The organism is Arenimonas alkanexedens (assembly GCF_054781355.1).
The window spans coordinates 537,960-553,121 of record NZ_BAAGUO010000001.1 but is presented as its reverse complement, the minus strand read 5'-3'; the positions used below and the strand labels follow the sequence as shown (position 1 = coordinate 553,121).

The window sequence follows — 15,162 nt, the reverse complement described above, 5'->3', positions numbered from 1 at the left end:
GGGATCAGGCGAACTGCTTGAGGAAGCGGGTGTCGTTCTCGAAGAAGCTGCGCAGGTCATTCACCCCGTAGCGCAGCATGGCGAAGCGCTCGACGCCGAGGCCGAAGGCAAAGCCGGTGTATTTCTCCGGGTCGATGCCGCTGGCGCGCAGCACGTTCGGGTGGACCATGCCGCAGCCCAGCACTTCCAGCCAGCGCGTGCTGCCGTCGGGCTGCTGCCACGCGATGTCCACTTCCGCCGAAGGCTCGGTGAAGGGGAAATAGCTCGGGCGGAAGCGCATCTCGAAATCGCGTTCGAAGAAAGCGCGCACGAACTCGGCCAGCGTGCCCTTGAGGTCGGCGAAGCTGGAGGTCTCGTCGATCAGCAAGCCCTCGACCTGGTGGAACATCGGCGTGTGGGTCTGGTCGGAATCGCTGCGGTAGACCTTGCCGGCGGCGATCATACGCAGCGGCGGTCCGCTCCCATCGGCGACGGCTGCCCCCATGAAGCGCACCTGCACGCCGCTGGTATGCGTGCGCAGCAGGCGACCGTCCGGGAAGTAGAAGGTGTCATGCATCGCGCGCGCCGGATGGTGCGGCGGGAAGTTCAGGGCTTCGAAGTTGTGGTGGTCGTCCTCGATCTCCGGACCGTCGGCCAGTTGGTAGCCCAGTCGCGCGAAGATGTCGGTGATGCGCTCGAGCGTGCGCGACACCGGATGCAGGTTGCCCGCCTGGCCTCCGCGGCCCGGCAGGGTCACGTCGATTCGCTCCGAGGCCAGCCGCTGCGCCAGTGCGGCCTGCTCCAGCGCGGCCTTGCGGCCGGCAATGGCCTCGGCGACGGCATCCTTGGCGCGGTTCACCGCCTCGCCCGCCAGCTTGCGCTGCTCGGGCGCCATCGCACCCAGCTGCTTGAGCTGGCCGGTGATGCTGCCGGACTTGCCCAGCAACGAGACGCGCAGGGCGTCGAGCGCGTCCAGGCCGGCGGCGGCTTCAATCTCGGCCAGGGCCGAGCGGGTCAGGTTCTCGAGGTCGGTCATTCCAACATCCAAGTTTTTTTTCAGTGCGCTAAAACGAAAATGGGGAAGGACTCTCGCCCTTCCCCACTTCCTTCATGCCCGCATGCGGCTGGCCGCCGCGGGCAATGGCCTTACGCCGCGAGAGCGCGCTTGGCCTGCTCGGCGATCGCGCCAAAGGCGACGGGATCGTGGATGGCGATGTCGGCCAAGGCCTTGCGGTCCAGGGTGACGTTCGCCTTCAGCAGGCCATTCATGAAGCGGCTGTAGCTCAGGCCGTGCAGGCGGGCCGCCGCATTGATGCGGACGATCCACAGGCTACGGAACTGACGCTTCTTCTGCTTACGGCCGATGTACGCGTACTGCTGGGCCTTGGTGACGGCCTGCTTGGCAACGCGGAAGACCTTGCGACGGGCGTTGTAATAGCCCTTCGCGAGCTTGATGATTTTCTTGTGCCGGCGGCGCGCCGTTACACCACGCTTAACTCGTGCCATGGTTCATTCTCCTCAGAGGTAGGGCAGCTGGCGCATCAGACGACCGGCGTCCTCGGCCCGGACGTGATTCGTCTGGCGGAGGTTGCGCTTACGCTTGGTGGCCTTCTTGGTGAGGATGTGGCTACGGTTCGCGTGGCCTGCCTTGAACTTGCCGGAAGCAGTTTTCCGGAAGCGCTTGGCGGCGGCCCGATTGGTCTTGATCTTGATCTTCGCCATGGGTGTCCCTTCTTGGGTTCGTTGTTTACTGACCTGGGCGGTGGCTTGCGCCACACTTTCCGTCCTGCCCTTGTCGGCTTATAAGTCTCTGATTTCCATGAGGAAATCAGGACAGGTCCATGACGGCTTCGCCCGATGAACCGGGCCCGGATGCCGCACCGGGTGCCCGCCGGAGACCGGCGAGCCGCGAATTATGCAACAAAACCAAGGCTTTGTGTAGGAGGGCCTTCAGGCCCGAAGCTTCTCGGCAAAGAGCTTCGGGCCTGAAGGCCCTCCTACATTGCTTATTTCTTCTTGGGGGCGACCATCATGATCATCTGGCGGCCCTCAAGACGCGGGCGCTGCTCGATGACCACTTCGTCGGCCAGGTCGGCCTCGATGCGCTTGGCCATTTCCATACCCAGCTCCTGGTGGGCCATCTCGCGGCCCTTGAAGCGGATGTTGACCTTGACCTTGTCGCCTTCCTCGAGGAAACGGCGCAGGTTGCGCAGCTTGATCGTGTAGTCGCCGTCGTCGGTGGTCGGGCGGAACTTGAGTTCCTTGATCTCGACGATCTTCTGTTTCTTCTTGGCCGCGTTCGCCTTCTTCTGCAGGTCGAACTTGTACTTGCCGTAATCCATGATCCGGCACACCGGCGGATCCGCCGTAGGCTGGATTTCCACCAGATCCACGCCCGATTCCTCGGCCAGCGCGATTGCTTCGTCGCGCGTCAGCACGCCCACCATTTCGCCGTCGAGGCCGATCACGCGAACGCGCGGGACCCGGATGTCGAGGTTCTTGCGGTTGCCTTTGTCTGAAGATGAAGTATTGATTCGATTGATCCTATTGAGTGAAACCCGATCCGATCGCCTGACTCAGGCGACCGGGCCATTCTCCGCGTGCAGCTTGTCCAGGAAGTCTTCCAGCGACATCGTCCCCAGGTCCTCCCCGGACCGCGTACGCACTGCAATCATCCCATTTTCCTTCTCGCGGTCGCCAACAACCAGCAAGTAAGGGACTTTCTGCAGCGTGTGCTCGCGAATCTTATAGCCGATCTTCTCGTTCCGCAAATCGGCCTGGACCCGGAAGCCTTGATTCACAAGGGTTTTCCGAACCGAGTCGACCCAGTCGGCCTGGGCGTCGGTGATGTTCATCACCACCGCCTGCACCGGGGCCAGCCAGGCCGGGAAGGCGCCGGAGTGGTTTTCGATCAGGATGCCGATGAAACGCTCCATCGAACCGACGATGGCGCGGTGCAGCATGACCGGGTGCCGCTTGGTCGAGCTTTCGTCCACGTATTCGGCGCCCAGGCGGGCCGGCATCATGAAATCGACCTGCATGGTGCCCAGCTGCCAGGTGCGGCCGATGGCGTCCTTGAGGTGGTATTCGATCTTGGGGCCGTAGAAGGCGCCCTCGCCCGGCAGTTCCTCCCAGGCCACGCCGCAGGCCGACAGGGCGGCGCGCAGGGCGGCCTCGGCCCGGTCCCAGGTGGCGTCGTCTCCCAGGCGCGATTCCGGGCGCAGGGCGATCTTGATCTGCACGTTCTGGAAGCCGAAGTCCTCGTAGACCTTCAGGGCCTGGCGATGGAAGGCGGTGACCTCGGCCTCGACCTGGTCCGGGGTGCAGAAAACGTGGCCGTCGTCCTGGGTGAAGCCACGCACGCGCAGGATGCCGTGCAGCGCGCCCGAGGGCTCGTTGCGGTGGCAGGCACCGAACTCGCCGTAGCGGATCGGCAGGTCGCGATAGCTATGCAGGCCCTGGTTGAACACCTGCACGTGACCCGGGCAGTTCATCGGCTTGAGCGCGTAGGTGCGCTTCTCGGACTCGGTGAAGAACATGTTCTCCTTGTAGTTGTCCCAGTGGCCGGATTTCTTCCACAGGGAAACATCAAGGATCTGCGGGCAGCGCACTTCCTGGTAGCCCGACGCGCGGTAAACCTTGCGCATGTACTGCTCGACCACCTGCCAGAGCTGCCAGCCCTTGGGGTGCCAGAACACCAGGCCGGGCGCTTCTTCCTGGAGATGGAAGAGCTCGAGCTGCTTGGCGATCTTGCGGTGGTCGCGCTTCTCGGCTTCCTCAAGCTGGTGCAGATAGGCCTTGAGGTCCTTGTCGTTCAACCAGGCGGTGCCGTAGATGCGGCTCAGCATCTGGTTGTTGTGGTCGCCGCGCCAGTAGGCGCCGGCCACCTTCATCAGCTTGAAGGCGCGCAGCTTGTCGGTGCCCGGCACGTGCGGGCCACGGCACAGGTCGGTGAACTCGCCCTGGGTATACAAAGACAGGTCTTCGTTGGCCGGAATCGACTCGATGATCTCGGCCTTGAAGTGCTCGCCCATGCCCTTGAAGAAGGCCACGGCTTCGTCGCGCGTCTTGACGCTGCGGGTGACGGGCAAGGCCTCTTTGACGATCTTCTGCATCTCGGCTTCGATCGCCGGCAGGTCTTCCTGCGTGAACGGGCGCTCGTGCGCGAAGTCGTAGTAGAAGCCATTGTCGATGACCGGGCCGATGGTGACCTGGGTGCCCGGGAACAGCCGCTGCACGGCCTGGGCCAGCAGGTGGGCCGTGGAGTGGCGCAGCACTTCCAGGGCATCGGCGTGCTTCTCGGTGACGATCTCGAGCGAGGCGTCGTGCTCGATGCGGTAGCTGGCGTCCACCAGCTTGCCGTCGACCTTGCCGCCCAGCGCGGCCTTGGCCAGGCCGGCGCCAATGGAGGCGGCGACTTCGGCCACGGTGACGGGGTGTTCGAACGGGCGCTGGCTGCCGTCGGGTAGGGTGATATTGATCATGGGTGTTCCGGCAAGAAAAAAGGGCGCCAGGCGCCCTTCGCGGTCGCGAGGCCTGGCTGCACGTCTAAGGAGGGGAAGTAGTGCTCATGTCGCACGCTCGGCGCCGGTTTCCCGGGGCCACCTTGTCCAGCCACTAACTCGTTAAAGGTAGGCCCGGAGGGCCTGGGAGTCAATGAATACGGGCGTTTGCGCTGCCTTTGCTCCCGCCCGTAAAGCAGGAAAGCCAGGCATCGGCCTGGCTTTCTTGGTCCAACGCCACCTTCCTTTCCGGAAGATGGTGGGCGATACAGGGTTCGAACCTGTGACCCCTACCATGTCAAGGTAATGCTCTACCGCTGAGCTAATCGCCCCCGTGGGGGCCGGAAGTATAACGCGCCCATCCGGACAGGCCAAGCCCCGATCGCGCCGGCTGGCTACCGGCACTCGCGCTCGCGGTCGGCGGCCTTGTGCAGGTCGCGGCGGGTGGCGGCGACGCTGATAAGACAGGCGCGGCGTACGACGCGGTGCAGCAGCCCGTCGGTGTCCTGCGAAACGGCGGGTTCGAACAGGGCTTCATCGCCGGCCGGCTGCACAGCCATGCCGGTCAGCAGCCCGCTTGAAGCGATGAATACCGCGGCCAACAGCCCGCGCGTTCCGATGGTTCCCATGGCATCTCCCCTGCCTTGGGCGTCCGACCGCTGGGCACTCCGGTCCGGGTCAGGACGCTGCGATGACGGGTCCCCACCCGCCTGTGTCCTTTTGTAGACCCCTGCCGGAAGTAATGCAAGCCAGCAGGCTCAGGTCATCAGGCCTTGCGTGCGCAATCGGTGTATCTCGTCGCGGACGCGGGCCGCGTCCTCGAACTCCAGGTCCTGGGCGTGCCGGTGCATCCGCGCTTCGAGCTGCTTGAGCCGTGAGGCCAACTGGGCCGGGTCGAGCAACGAGTAATCGGTGCCCTCTTCCGCCACCTTGCGGCCCTTGCCGCGGCCCTTGGCGTCCTCGGGTTCGCTGCGGGCGCCTTCCATCACGTCTATCACGGCGCGCTTGATGCTGGTCGGGGTAATGCCGTGCTCGAGGTTGTATTCGACCTGGCGCTGGCGGCGGCGGTCGGTCTCGTCAATGGCCGCCTTCATCGAATTGGTGATGCGGTCCGCGTACAGAATGGCCTTGCCGCGCACGTTGCGGGCGGCACGGCCGATGGTCTGGATCAGCGAGCCGGTGGAGCGCAGGAAGCCCTCCTTGTCCGCGTCCAGGATCGCCACCAGCGACACCTCGGGCATGTCGAGGCCCTCGCGCAGCAGGTTGATGCCGACCAGCACGTCGAACACGCCCAGACGCAGGTCGCGGATGATCTCGACGCGCTCCACCGTGTCCACGTCGCTGTGCAGATAGCGCACGCGGACGTCGTGCTCGGCCAGGTAGTCGGTCAGGTTCTCCGCCATTTTCTTGGTGAGCGTGGTGATCAGGACGCGGTCGCCCTCCTTCACCCGCAGGTGGATCTCGGACAACACGTCGTCCACCTGGGTGCCCACCGGGCGGATCTCGACCTCGGGGTCGATCAGACCGGTCGGCCGCACCAGCAGTTCAACGATGTTGTCGCCGCACTTCTCGAGTTCGTACTTGCCCGGCGTGGCCGAGACGTAGATGCTGCGCGGCGCGCGGCGCTCCCACTCCTCGAACTTCAGCGGCCGGTTGTCCAGCGCCGACGGCAGCCGGAACCCGAACTCGACCAGCGTTTCCTTGCGCGAGCGGTCGCCCTTGTACATGGCGCCCAGCTGCGGAATGGTCACGTGTGATTCGTCCACCACCAGCAGCGCGTCCGGCGGCAGGTAGTCGAACAGACAGGGCGGCGGCTCGCCCGGCATCTGGCCGGTGAGATGACGGCTGTAGTTCTCGATGCCGGAACAGAAGCCCACCTCGGCCATCATCTCGATGTCGTACATGGTCCGCTGCTGCAGGCGCTGGGCTTCGAGCAGCTTGTTGGCCTTGTACAGCTCCTCCATCCGCGCCGTGAACTCGACCTTGATGGTCTCGATGGCGTCCAGCACCGTGCGCCGCGTGGTGACGTAGTGCGACTTGGGATAAAGGGTGTAGCGCTGCAGCTTGCGAATGAGGTGGCCGGTGAGCGGATCGAACAGGGCAACCCCTTCGATCTCGCCGTCGAACAGCTGGATGCGCAGGGCCTCAATCTCCGACTCGGCCGGATGCACGTCAATGGTTTCGCCGCGAACGCGGAAGGCGCCGCGCACCAGTTCGGTGTCGTTGCGCTTGTACTGCATCTCGGTGAGCCGGCGGATCAGCTCGCGCTGGTCAATGCGATCGCCCTTGACCAGATGCAGCACCATCCGGAAGTACTCGTTCGGGTCGCCCAAGCCGTAGATGGCCGAAACGCTGGCCACCACGATCGCATCACGCCGCTCCAGCAAGGCCTTGGTCGCCGACAGGCGCATCTGCTCGATGTGCTCGTTGATGTTGCTGTCCTTCTCGATGAAGGTGTCGGTGGACGGGATGTAGGCCTCGGGCTGGTAGTAGTCGTAATAGCTGACGAAGTACTCGACGGCATTGTTCGGGAAGAAGGATTTGAACTCGCCGTAGAGCTGGGCGGCCAGCGTCTTGTTCGGCGCCAGCACCAGGGTCGGCTTTTGCACCGCCTCAATCACGTTGGCCACGGTGTAGGTCTTGCCCGAGCCAGTGACGCCCAACAGGGTCTGCTGCGCCAGGCCGGCCTCGAAACCCTCGATCAGGCGCGCGATGGCCTGCGGCTGTTCGCCGGCGGGCTGGTAAGGCGCGATCAGTTCGAAGCGGTCGGACACGGAAACTCCCTTCGTGGGCAAGCTCGCAAGTATAGCGGGCGGCTGACATTCGGCCGGGATCCAGGCGCAGGCCGCAGCGTGCCAAAGGCGGACAGAACAATTCACGTGCCGCCAACACAATCAGCTCTGGCCGAGCTGGAGCAACTCGCATGCGAATCCGTCGAAACGGCTTCTCGCTGACCGAGCTGACGGTGACTGTGGCCGTGCTTGCGCTGGTAATGGCCGCGGCCATGCCCTCGTTCCGGGCGATACGGGAGCGCCACGCCGCCCTCGGCACCTCGCATAGCCTCACCGTGGCGCTGATGAGCGCGCGCATGGCGGCCATACAGCGCGGCCGGCCCGTCACGGTCTGCCCCAGCCAAAATGGACGGGAGTGTCGCCAGGACCTGATCTGGGACGACGGCTGGCTGGTGTATGCCGACCCCGGAAGGACAGCCCAGCCTGCCGATGCCACGGCCATTCTCTGGGTCGAGCAACGCGCACGTGGCCACGTTGCAGTCCGGGGCACCACGGGCCGGCACCGGGTGCGCTACCAGCCCACGGGCTTCGCCGGCGGCAACAACGCCAGCCTGCGCCTGTGCACCCGCGACGGAAGACACCTGGCTACGGTGGTGGTCAATGTCGGCGGAAGAGCCCGCAGCGAGTGGGTTTCGAGCGATCCACCCAGCCCCTGCCCCTACCTGCCCTGATTCAAAGCACTTGACCGGGGGAGCTTCTAGTTTAAAATGCCGGTCCCCGCCCGAATAGCTCAGCTGGTTAGAGCACTTGACTGTTAATCAGGGGGTCGTTGGTTCGAGTCCAACTTCGGGCGCCATATGTTTCATGCACTTAGGCCGCGAGCGATCGCGGCCTTTGTTGTTTCTGCGCTAAGCCAAACACGATTTGGTCACGAAAGCGCCCGAGTGCGCCTGAAGCCCGGCAATTGGCAAACGCTGCAGGCCCGAGGAATACATCCTCTTTCGGTTTCGACCACTCGACGACAGCTTGGCCAATGCGTCTTTAGATGATGGCTTCGGCGCATTCCCGAATCGCGCCAACCGATGCCAACTGCAAGCCTCGTTGCGACCACGAAAAATTTCCATGTCGCGAGATAAGCCCCGATTCCAACGTGACGAGTGTGGGCCACCTCTTCAGTCGGTTGAGGCGTCTGACGGTGAATGACCATGGGCGACAGGACGCGCGATTCGACACGGAATAGCAGGGTTGAGGCCGAAACGCGGCCGCAAATACGACTTGCTCGCCCTGGTCTTCGCTGCCAATCGACAGCCCGTTAGTACAAAGCCTACGCAAGTCAGTCGTCTCTACGCACGGCAATAGAAGCAAAGCCCGTCTCACCCCCTGAGCCGGCTCCAGGAGACCATCTCAGCAAGGGAGCTGACAAGTAGGGTTTGACTGCGTACAGTTGGATACACGCTGTGTATCCAGGATGTATCCATGAATGACTCTAGCGGGCTGCGAATACGAGTCGACTTGCGGCTGCGGCAAGAATTTCTTGAGGCGTGCCGAAGCCAAGATCGGTCCGCCGCTCAAGTTCTCCGCGACTACATGCGGGCGTTCATCGCGAACCATGAAGGCAATGCCCAAGCAAATCTTTTTGATGAAACGACGCATAGAAAGGACGTTGGTAAATGAAAAGCTTAGAAGCCACCAAAGCACCGCTCCTTCCTTCTGGAAAACGCTCTGGCTCGCTGGCGCACGAGCCAAGGAAGGTCCAAGTAGTCTCTTTGTTCTCGGGATGCGGCGGAATGGATCTTGGGTTCAAGGGAGGCTTTGAACTTCTGGGAAAGAAATACAAAAAGCATTCTTTTGACATCGTCTGGGCCAACGACTTCAACAGACATGCTTGCGAGACCTACGCGGAGAACGTTGGAAAACATATTCACTGTGGCGATATTTGGGAACTCCTTGGCTCAGTACCAGAGACTGCTGACGTGCTCATCGGCGGATTTCCGTGCCAAGACATATCTGTGAACGGAAAAGGGGCTGGAGTCGATGGCCGCCGAAGCGGGCTCTACCGCGCCATGGTCGAGGCGGTTGCAAAAACAAAGCCAAAGATCTTTGTGGCCGAGAACGTCAAGGGCCTACTGATGAAGCACAACGCAACTTCATTGGACAGAGTGCTGCGCGACTTTAAGGCTCTAGGCTACAACGTGACTTACCAGCTATACCACACCGCAGACTACGGGGTGCCCCAGAGCAGAGAAAGGGTTTTCATTGTCGGAACCGCGCCGGGAGTCCGGGAATTCGTGCCGCCTAAGGCCACTCACAGTAAGCAGGAACACATTACAGCGAGTGACGCCATTGGGGATCTCGCTCAACTTGATGAAGACGCCAAGTTCAGTCATATCTGGAGTCGAGCAAATAAGAGTGGTGAGCAAGGCAACAGGCGACTACTCGCTGACCGCCCGGGATACACCATTCGTGCCGAGTGCCACGGCAACATTCAGTACCATTACCAGCTACCTCGCCGGATCTCAATGCGGGAGGCAGCCAGGATCCAATCGTTCCCAGACTCATTTGCCTTTCAGTCAAAACTTCGGGAAACGGAGCGGCAAATTGGTAACGCCGTGCCGCCTGTGATGGCCTGGCACATCGCTGGCGCCGTCCTACGCTGCCTAGACAGCTAGTGTCGCTGGCTGGGAACCTAGTGACCTAGACCGCGACAGCCCATAGCAGTACCCTCGGGCAGCAATCACTGCTGCTCGGGGGGACTCGTGACAAAGCAAGAATTCGAAGCACTTCTGGAAAAGGTAGCAACCAAGCTTACGGACGAAGCCCAGCAAAAGCTGTTCGACTCTTCCAAGGCTTTCGAGTCGAGGGTCCGAAAACTAATGGCTGAGCTGGGGCAGGTCGAAATTAACTTTGATCCCCACCCATATGCGTTCCCGGACATTTCGGTCGGGGAGTTTGGGGTGGAGGTCAAATTCACCGTAAACGATACTTGGCGATGCGTTGCAAACAGTGTCCTGGAGACTGTCCGGGATCATGAAGTCAAGCACGTGTATGTGCTTCTTGGGAAAATGGGAAACACGCCTGAGGTCAGGTGGGCGGATTACGAAAAAAGCGTCATTCACGTGAGGACGTCACATGTCCCACGCTTTGAAGTTGAGCTTCTTGGCGACGAGGCCGGACAATCTCTCTTCGAAAAAATGGGCGTAAAGTACTCCGCCTTTTCACACATGCCCATGGAAGAGAAGATGGGCCATATTCGTGCTTACGCGCGTTCACGATTAAAGCCGGGTGAACGGTTCTGGTGGCTGGAAGACCGACCTGAGCAAGAGCACACCCTGAGCCTGCAAGTGAAGCTCTATATGAATCTTTCGCAGGAAGAGAAACGCAAGCTACGGGCAGAAGCAGCCCTTCTGTGCCCACAAATCGTAAAAGCATCCCGTGCGAAGAACAAGTATAACGATGCGGTCATGTATATCCTGACTTACCACGGCGTGCTATGCCCCCAGGCCAGAGACTTGTTCTCAGCCGGAAGTGTAGCTCTGCGTGCGGATTCTGAGCGAGGGGGCAATTACGTCGAGCGCGCCCTTCGGGATATCGAGGAGGAAATGCTGGATGCAGCAAAGTACTTGGAAGACGCCTTGTTTGTGGAGTATTGGGGCAAGGCGGTCAAACCTAAGGAGCGCATCAAGTATTGGCTAAAGCAGGCCGACTCAATGGCTCGCGACTGGACTCCCTCTGACAGCCTATTCCAATAGCAATCCTCGGCGGCATTTTTCAAAGCCTTTCTGTCGAACCTGATCAGCACTAGAGACAAAGTCACATGCCAAAGCTCAGATCAGTAACGATACGGCGTTTTAAGCGGCTGGCTGACATAGAAGTCGAAATCAATGACGTGACCCTTCTAATCGGCGCAAACAACGCGGGCAAGAGCAGTGTCCTCCAAGCTATTCACTTAGCAGTTTCAATTGCTCAGTCCGCTCGTTTAATTGGCGAGGGAGTTACTTGGCGACAGGATGCTTTCGAGCTCTCCCTGAACCCTGCGCAGCTCCTTTATTCCCCTGTTTCAGACGTTTTGTCGTTGGCGACTGGCGGTGTGTTACTGGAGGCAAGGCCGAGTCAGATCGAAATAGAGTTCCTAGATGACGCCGGCGATCGCTGCACCGTAAGTCTTCGACGCGGCAGGAACAGAAACATTGCTGTGTCGATTCTTGGACGAACCATCGGCGAGAGGCTCATGAGCCTCACTGAACCCTACACAGTCTATGCGCCAGGGTTGGCAGGAATTCCGAAAGAAGAACGCTACCTCTCGCCTGGCGTTGTGCGCCGCATTGTAGCTAGAGGCGACGCCAATCTCACGCTTCGAAATGTTCTTCGCATGCTGCACGAGAATGAGGAGGCTTGGGACGCATTCGTGCAGGACATGCAGTCTTTGTTCCCCGACATTTACATTGAGGTCGATTTCGACGCAGATACCGACGAAGCGATAGAGGTATTTATACAGTTTCCGAATGGACCAAAGCTTCCGATTGACGCAGTGGGCACTTCGGTTCTTCAAGCGTCGCAGATTCTCGCCTACGTATCGCTTTTCAAGCCGCAGATATTGATCCTCGACGAGCCTGATTCGCATCTCCATCCCGACAACCAGCGTGCGCTTTGCGAACTTATATTCCGGACAGCGAAAGCACGGGGCTTCCAAGCCATTATCAGCACGCACTCTCGCCACGTACTCAATTCGCTGAGCGGTAAGGCGGGCGTTGTCTGGCTGAGCAGAGGAGTAAAGATGGATGAGTCGGACCAAAACACTACGGCAGTCCTTCTTGATCTCGGTGCGCTCGATTCGGTTGACTACTTCGCAGACGGCCATACCAGGTGCGTCGTTGCTACCGAGGACGCCGATAAAGATGCGTTGAAAGCGGTCTTGTGGAGCAATGGTTTTGTGGAGGGGGATACCGAGGTAGCGTCTTACACAGGATGCTCCAAGATTGACGCAGCCTTGGTGCTGGGCAATTTTCTGTCGGACAAGGCCCCGCACGTTACGCTCGCCATACATAGAGACCGTGACTACATGAGCGACCCTGAGGCCACTCGCTTTGAGAACCGTCTTCAGGGTCAAGCCATTAGTTCGCTTCTGACCACCAACAGTGACATTGAAGGCTACTTCCTGAATGCAGAACACCTATCTTTCCTTAACCCTCCCCTGACTCCACAACGCGCTCAGGAGCTTATCGACTTGGCGACTCAGCAAACCAGCAATACGTCAATCGAAGCAATAGTCAATCAGCGGTCTCAAGAGGCGTATCGCAACCGCGCAAACGGAGGCGGAGCCCCAAATCAAGGTCAGATCGCTACCCAAGCATTCGCTGACTACAGTGCGAATCCCGCTCAGTACCGAAGGGCGAAGGTTGTACTAGGTCGGCTGACATCTTTAATACAACAGGAAATTGGCGCGAATCCGCGGGTTTATTTGCCATCGGAACACCTTCGTGCGCCATCATTTTCGGCTGTTGCAGCGGCTATCTGGCCGGCGGTACCGGCGCTAGGTGCAGCCGGTTGATTCTCATCATGCAACACCAGATCAGCTGCTTGGGCCTTGCAAGCCCCTGAACTGAAAGGGGCTGCTTATAGGCAGCCCCTTCGCCAACACGGCCTGGCAACTCCCAATGGCTAGTGCTTGGCCCACTGCCCTCCCCAGATGCCTGTTTGAGGGAATGTGACGCTGTTCACCAGGTCCAGGGTCACCTTGCTCACATAGCAGTCCCCCGCCCGGAAGTAGTGGTAGTCCAGCAGTCGAGCGCATTCGTCGAGTCGATCTGGGGGTACTTCGAAGGAGTGGCAGGCCGCCTCCAGACGCTCAAACTTCCTGACGGCTGTTCCCAGCTCAGGGCCGTCATGGGCCGTCCCCACCAGCGCGGCGAGTGCCGCCCAGAGCATCCGCTCGCGCAGAGGCAGCTCCAAGAACTCACGCGGCATCATCGGCGACCTCCATCGAGTCCAGAAGCTTCTTGTCCAGAGTCCTGGCCAGGAGGCTCAAGCTGACGGTATCCATGGGATTGGCCTTCGCCGCTTTCCAGGCACGAATGGCGATGACCACGCCTTGGAAGCGCGCCGCGATGATCTTCAAGGCCTCGACTGCCTTGTTGTGCTCGTCGAGGCGCATTGCTTCCGCCAGGCCGACGCCATTGAATGGCCTGGACGCAGCAGGCATGGCATCGACCCTGGTAACCAATGCTGCTGCCAGGGGCAGGTTCGAGGTGGACACAGCCCATTGGCCAAGGTGGGATGCCTCGGCTGGGCCGATTGCCGCCACCTGTTCCTGGTATGCCGAACGACGCAGGTCCCCAAGGGTCAGGCGATTGAGGGTCAGGACAGGAGAGGCATAGAACGGCTTCTGGCCGGTCGCCTTCGCGTGCGTCGCACCTGCATCCTTGAGCAAGCCGTCGAGCTCGCGCTCGGCGTTCTGCCGAATGGTCAGCGTGGCGACTCGAATCTCTTCGGCCTCAATGCGACGGCGGTCATTCGACGAGATGGACGCCGTCTTCCAGCGGTTGCTGATCTCGGCCTTGCGTGTGGCGACGTCGCGTTCCAGGCGCTCGATGGCCTTGATCGTGCGCGAGTGGATGGCATCAATGGCAGATGCAGCTTCGAGAAGTTCCTTGGCGCCCAGGAAGGGGCGGTCGGGATGGAGGGTGTTGAACATGGCGTGCTCCTGAGGGGTCATGGATCGATCCCTGGTCGCGCTACCCGTTGCAGGTAGCCAGCACGCCCTCACCCGAGGACAGGTCGACGCGCCATTGGCCGACCAGGTACGTCTATTCGGTCGCCTTGACGACTGTTTGTAACCCCACGTTTGCCATGCCGTGTTTAGGCAGGGGGCAAGGGGCGCACGGTGCTAGAGCGCCATGCCCCGAATCCCTTCCGCTACCCGACTACCCATTAGATGGGCAGGAATCGACCTGGGGTGCTGGCAAGCCACTGGGCCTCAGCGTGCTCCCTGGCTGCCGCCTCCCAGGCCTGGACCGTTAACCTGGGGATCGGCCCCACGCAGGTGTTCTGGCAGAGTGCCGCCAGGGCCTTCGGGCCGCCCAGGGCAGCGAACGTAAGCGGTGCGGTGGCCACCATGGCCGCGATGGTCTTATCGATCAGCTCGATCTTGGCCAGGGCCTCGGCGGCCGTCAGGGACTTCCTGGGAGCCTCGGGGGCACTACGCCTGGCCATTGTCATGCTCCAGGACGCGATGCTCAGCCTGGGCATACCTGACCAGGAGCTGCTGGAGGACCTGCCGATCCTCTGGGGCCATTGCAAGGAGGGCATCTGGATCCAGGCCAGTCTCGCGTTCCACCTTGACCGCAAGCCTGTCAGCCATCTGGTCGCCATAGCGGAACTTGAGCAGGACCTCCAGGAGGCGATCCGACTTCTCGATCGTGGCCCTGCGGTGGGCCTCGCCCAAGAGGTCATCCAGGGCACGCTCGACAGCGCTGTCCCAGTCCTTGGCGAACTCCAGGTCCTGCTTGCGATGGATGTAGGCCAGGTTCCTGCTGATGCCACAGGCCTCAGCCGAATGCTTCACCGAGCAAGTCTCCTCCAGGACCTCAAGGAAACGCGCTTTCACGCCAGGGGTGAACTTGGTCAGGGGAGACAGGGCATTCATGGCTACAGTTGGTCTCAGGCTTGCACGACTGTTATTTAGCCGTGTTCTGCCTGATACGCATGCCCGCGAACTGCATCCGAATCATGGCCTTGGTGCCCTTGGCAGCCCGATCAATGATTGGAGAGGCAGAGATAGGCAGCCAGGCCTCGCGCGCGAGTGCCAGGGAACGCTCAGTTTGACGTGCTCGACCAGGGTGAAAGTACGAGTTAATGGAAGCACGAACTTGGTTGCAGGTTGCGGTCTTATAGACAGACCGCAACCGCAGCAACCAGAGTGTCGAGCGGTTGCGATGCTTCGCAACCACTTG

Annotated in this window: 16 protein-coding genes and 2 tRNA genes; 6 read left to right on the top strand and 12 right to left on the bottom strand. The window is 61.0% G+C overall.

From position 1 onward, the window contains the following. Positions 1-4 precede the first annotated feature (4 nt). The 8 genes from pheS to uvrB form a co-directional block, all read right to left on the bottom strand. Positions 5-1,015: a phenylalanine--tRNA ligase subunit alpha gene (gene pheS, locus ACYVGY_RS02540; RefSeq protein ID WP_460455910.1), complete on the bottom strand. Its 1,011-nt coding sequence runs from the start codon at positions 1,013-1,015 to the stop codon at positions 5-7. 110 nt (positions 1,016-1,125) lie between these two features. After that, a complete protein-coding gene (rplT, locus tag ACYVGY_RS02535; RefSeq protein ID WP_374604434.1) occupies positions 1,126-1,485 on the bottom strand; it encodes a 50S ribosomal protein L20 in 360 nt (119 codons plus the stop codon). 12 nt (positions 1,486-1,497) lie between these two features. Next, a complete protein-coding gene (rpmI, locus tag ACYVGY_RS02530; protein ID WP_421383555.1) occupies positions 1,498-1,701 on the bottom strand; it encodes a 50S ribosomal protein L35 in 204 nt (67 codons plus the stop codon). Between the two features lie 284 nt (positions 1,702-1,985). Then, positions 1,986-2,513: a translation initiation factor IF-3 gene (gene infC / locus ACYVGY_RS02525; RefSeq protein ID WP_460456248.1), complete on the bottom strand. Its 528-nt coding sequence runs from the start codon at positions 2,511-2,513 to the stop codon at positions 1,986-1,988. A 42-nt stretch (positions 2,514-2,555) separates the two neighbouring features. Beyond that, the gene (gene thrS / locus ACYVGY_RS02520) at positions 2,556-4,463 is read right to left on the bottom strand and encodes a threonine--tRNA ligase (protein ID WP_460455909.1); all 1,908 of its coding nucleotides are present in this window, start codon (positions 4,461-4,463) and stop codon (positions 2,556-2,558) included. A 275-nt stretch (positions 4,464-4,738) separates the two neighbouring features. Beyond that, positions 4,739-4,813 (bottom strand) — tRNA-Val (locus tag ACYVGY_RS02515). 63 nt (positions 4,814-4,876) lie between these two features. Beyond that, entirely contained in the window at positions 4,877-5,110 is a 234-nt protein-coding gene (locus tag ACYVGY_RS02510; RefSeq protein ID WP_460455908.1) for a hypothetical protein, read from the bottom strand. Between the two features lie 129 nt (positions 5,111-5,239). Beyond that, on the bottom strand, positions 5,240-7,255 hold the full coding sequence (uvrB, locus tag ACYVGY_RS02505) for an excinuclease ABC subunit UvrB (protein ID WP_460455907.1): 2,016 nt from the start codon (positions 7,253-7,255) through the stop codon (positions 5,240-5,242). Between the two features lie 149 nt (positions 7,256-7,404). Between uvrB and ACYVGY_RS02500 the strand changes: the two genes are divergently transcribed. The 6 genes from ACYVGY_RS02500 (at position 7,405) to ACYVGY_RS02475 (ending at position 12,761) form a co-directional block, all read left to right on the top strand. Further along, positions 7,405-7,944, top strand: coding sequence for a GspH/FimT family pseudopilin (locus ACYVGY_RS02500; RefSeq protein WP_460455906.1), 540 nt, complete (start codon positions 7,405-7,407; stop codon positions 7,942-7,944). Positions 7,945-7,992: 48 nt separating this feature from the next. Further along, positions 7,993-8,069 (top strand) — tRNA-Asn (locus ACYVGY_RS02495). Between the two features lie 620 nt (positions 8,070-8,689). Continuing rightward, positions 8,690-8,887, top strand: coding sequence for a hypothetical protein (locus ACYVGY_RS02490; RefSeq protein WP_460455905.1), 198 nt, complete (start codon positions 8,690-8,692; stop codon positions 8,885-8,887). Continuing rightward, positions 8,884-9,882, top strand: a complete 999-nt coding sequence (locus tag ACYVGY_RS02485) for a DNA cytosine methyltransferase (RefSeq protein WP_460455904.1) — start codon at positions 8,884-8,886, stop codon at positions 9,880-9,882. Before ACYVGY_RS02490 ends, ACYVGY_RS02485 begins: the two co-directional genes overlap by 4 nt. An 87-nt stretch (positions 9,883-9,969) precedes the next feature. Beyond that, entirely contained in the window at positions 9,970-10,962 is a 993-nt protein-coding gene (locus ACYVGY_RS02480) for a hypothetical protein (protein ID WP_460455903.1), read from the top strand. Between the two features lie 65 nt (positions 10,963-11,027). Beyond that, positions 11,028-12,761 carry an AAA family ATPase gene (locus tag ACYVGY_RS02475; RefSeq protein WP_460455902.1) on the top strand — a complete coding sequence of 578 codons (1,734 nt, stop codon included), beginning with the start codon at positions 11,028-11,030 and terminating at the stop codon, positions 12,759-12,761. Positions 12,762-12,871: 110 nt separating this feature from the next. Here the strand turns inward: ACYVGY_RS02475 and ACYVGY_RS02470 are convergent, their stop codons facing one another. The 4 genes from ACYVGY_RS02470 to ACYVGY_RS02455 form a co-directional block, all read right to left on the bottom strand. After that, positions 12,872-13,180, bottom strand: a complete 309-nt coding sequence (locus ACYVGY_RS02470; protein ID WP_460455901.1) for a hypothetical protein — start codon at positions 13,178-13,180, stop codon at positions 12,872-12,874. Continuing rightward, positions 13,167-13,904 (bottom strand): hypothetical protein, encoded by a 738-nt coding sequence (locus tag ACYVGY_RS02465; RefSeq protein WP_460455900.1) that lies wholly within the window; start codon positions 13,902-13,904, stop codon positions 13,167-13,169. Before ACYVGY_RS02465 ends, ACYVGY_RS02470 begins: the two co-directional genes overlap by 14 nt. 236 nt (positions 13,905-14,140) lie before the next feature. After that, entirely contained in the window at positions 14,141-14,422 is a 282-nt protein-coding gene (locus ACYVGY_RS02460) for a hypothetical protein (RefSeq protein WP_460455899.1), read from the bottom strand. Continuing rightward, positions 14,409-14,855 carry a hypothetical protein gene (locus ACYVGY_RS02455; RefSeq protein ID WP_460455898.1) on the bottom strand — a complete coding sequence of 149 codons (447 nt, stop codon included), beginning with the start codon at positions 14,853-14,855 and terminating at the stop codon, positions 14,409-14,411. The genes ACYVGY_RS02460 and ACYVGY_RS02455 overlap by 14 nt, the downstream gene beginning before the upstream one ends. Positions 14,856-15,162: the final 307 nt, after the last annotated feature.

Bases quoted from the DNA above. Each gene is read 5' to 3' on its own strand.
- pheS (WP_460455910.1), bottom strand. From the start codon at position 1,015: ATGACCGACCTCGAGAACCTGACCCGCTCGGCCCTGGCCGAGATTGAA.
- rplT (WP_374604434.1), bottom strand. From the start codon at position 1,485: ATGGCACGAGTTAAGCGTGGTGTAACGGCGCGCCGCCGGCACAAGAAA.
- rpmI (WP_421383555.1), bottom strand. From the start codon at position 1,701: ATGGCGAAGATCAAGATCAAGACCAATCGGGCCGCCGCCAAGCGCTTC.
- thrS (WP_460455909.1), bottom strand. From the start codon at position 4,463: ATGATCAATATCACCCTACCCGACGGCAGCCAGCGCCCGTTCGAACAC.
- ACYVGY_RS02510 (WP_460455908.1), bottom strand. From the start codon at position 5,110: ATGGGAACCATCGGAACGCGCGGGCTGTTGGCCGCGGTATTCATCGCT.
- ACYVGY_RS02500 (WP_460455906.1), top strand. From the start codon at position 7,405: ATGCGAATCCGTCGAAACGGCTTCTCGCTGACCGAGCTGACGGTGACT.
- ACYVGY_RS02490 (WP_460455905.1), top strand. From the start codon at position 8,690: ATGAATGACTCTAGCGGGCTGCGAATACGAGTCGACTTGCGGCTGCGG.
- ACYVGY_RS02485 (WP_460455904.1), top strand. From the start codon at position 8,884: ATGAAAAGCTTAGAAGCCACCAAAGCACCGCTCCTTCCTTCTGGAAAA.
- ACYVGY_RS02475 (WP_460455902.1), top strand. From the start codon at position 11,028: ATGCCAAAGCTCAGATCAGTAACGATACGGCGTTTTAAGCGGCTGGCT.
- ACYVGY_RS02470 (WP_460455901.1), bottom strand. From the start codon at position 13,180: ATGATGCCGCGTGAGTTCTTGGAGCTGCCTCTGCGCGAGCGGATGCTC.
- ACYVGY_RS02465 (WP_460455900.1), bottom strand. From the start codon at position 13,904: ATGTTCAACACCCTCCATCCCGACCGCCCCTTCCTGGGCGCCAAGGAA.
- ACYVGY_RS02460 (WP_460455899.1), bottom strand. From the start codon at position 14,422: ATGGCCAGGCGTAGTGCCCCCGAGGCTCCCAGGAAGTCCCTGACGGCC.
- ACYVGY_RS02455 (WP_460455898.1), bottom strand. From the start codon at position 14,855: ATGAATGCCCTGTCTCCCCTGACCAAGTTCACCCCTGGCGTGAAAGCG.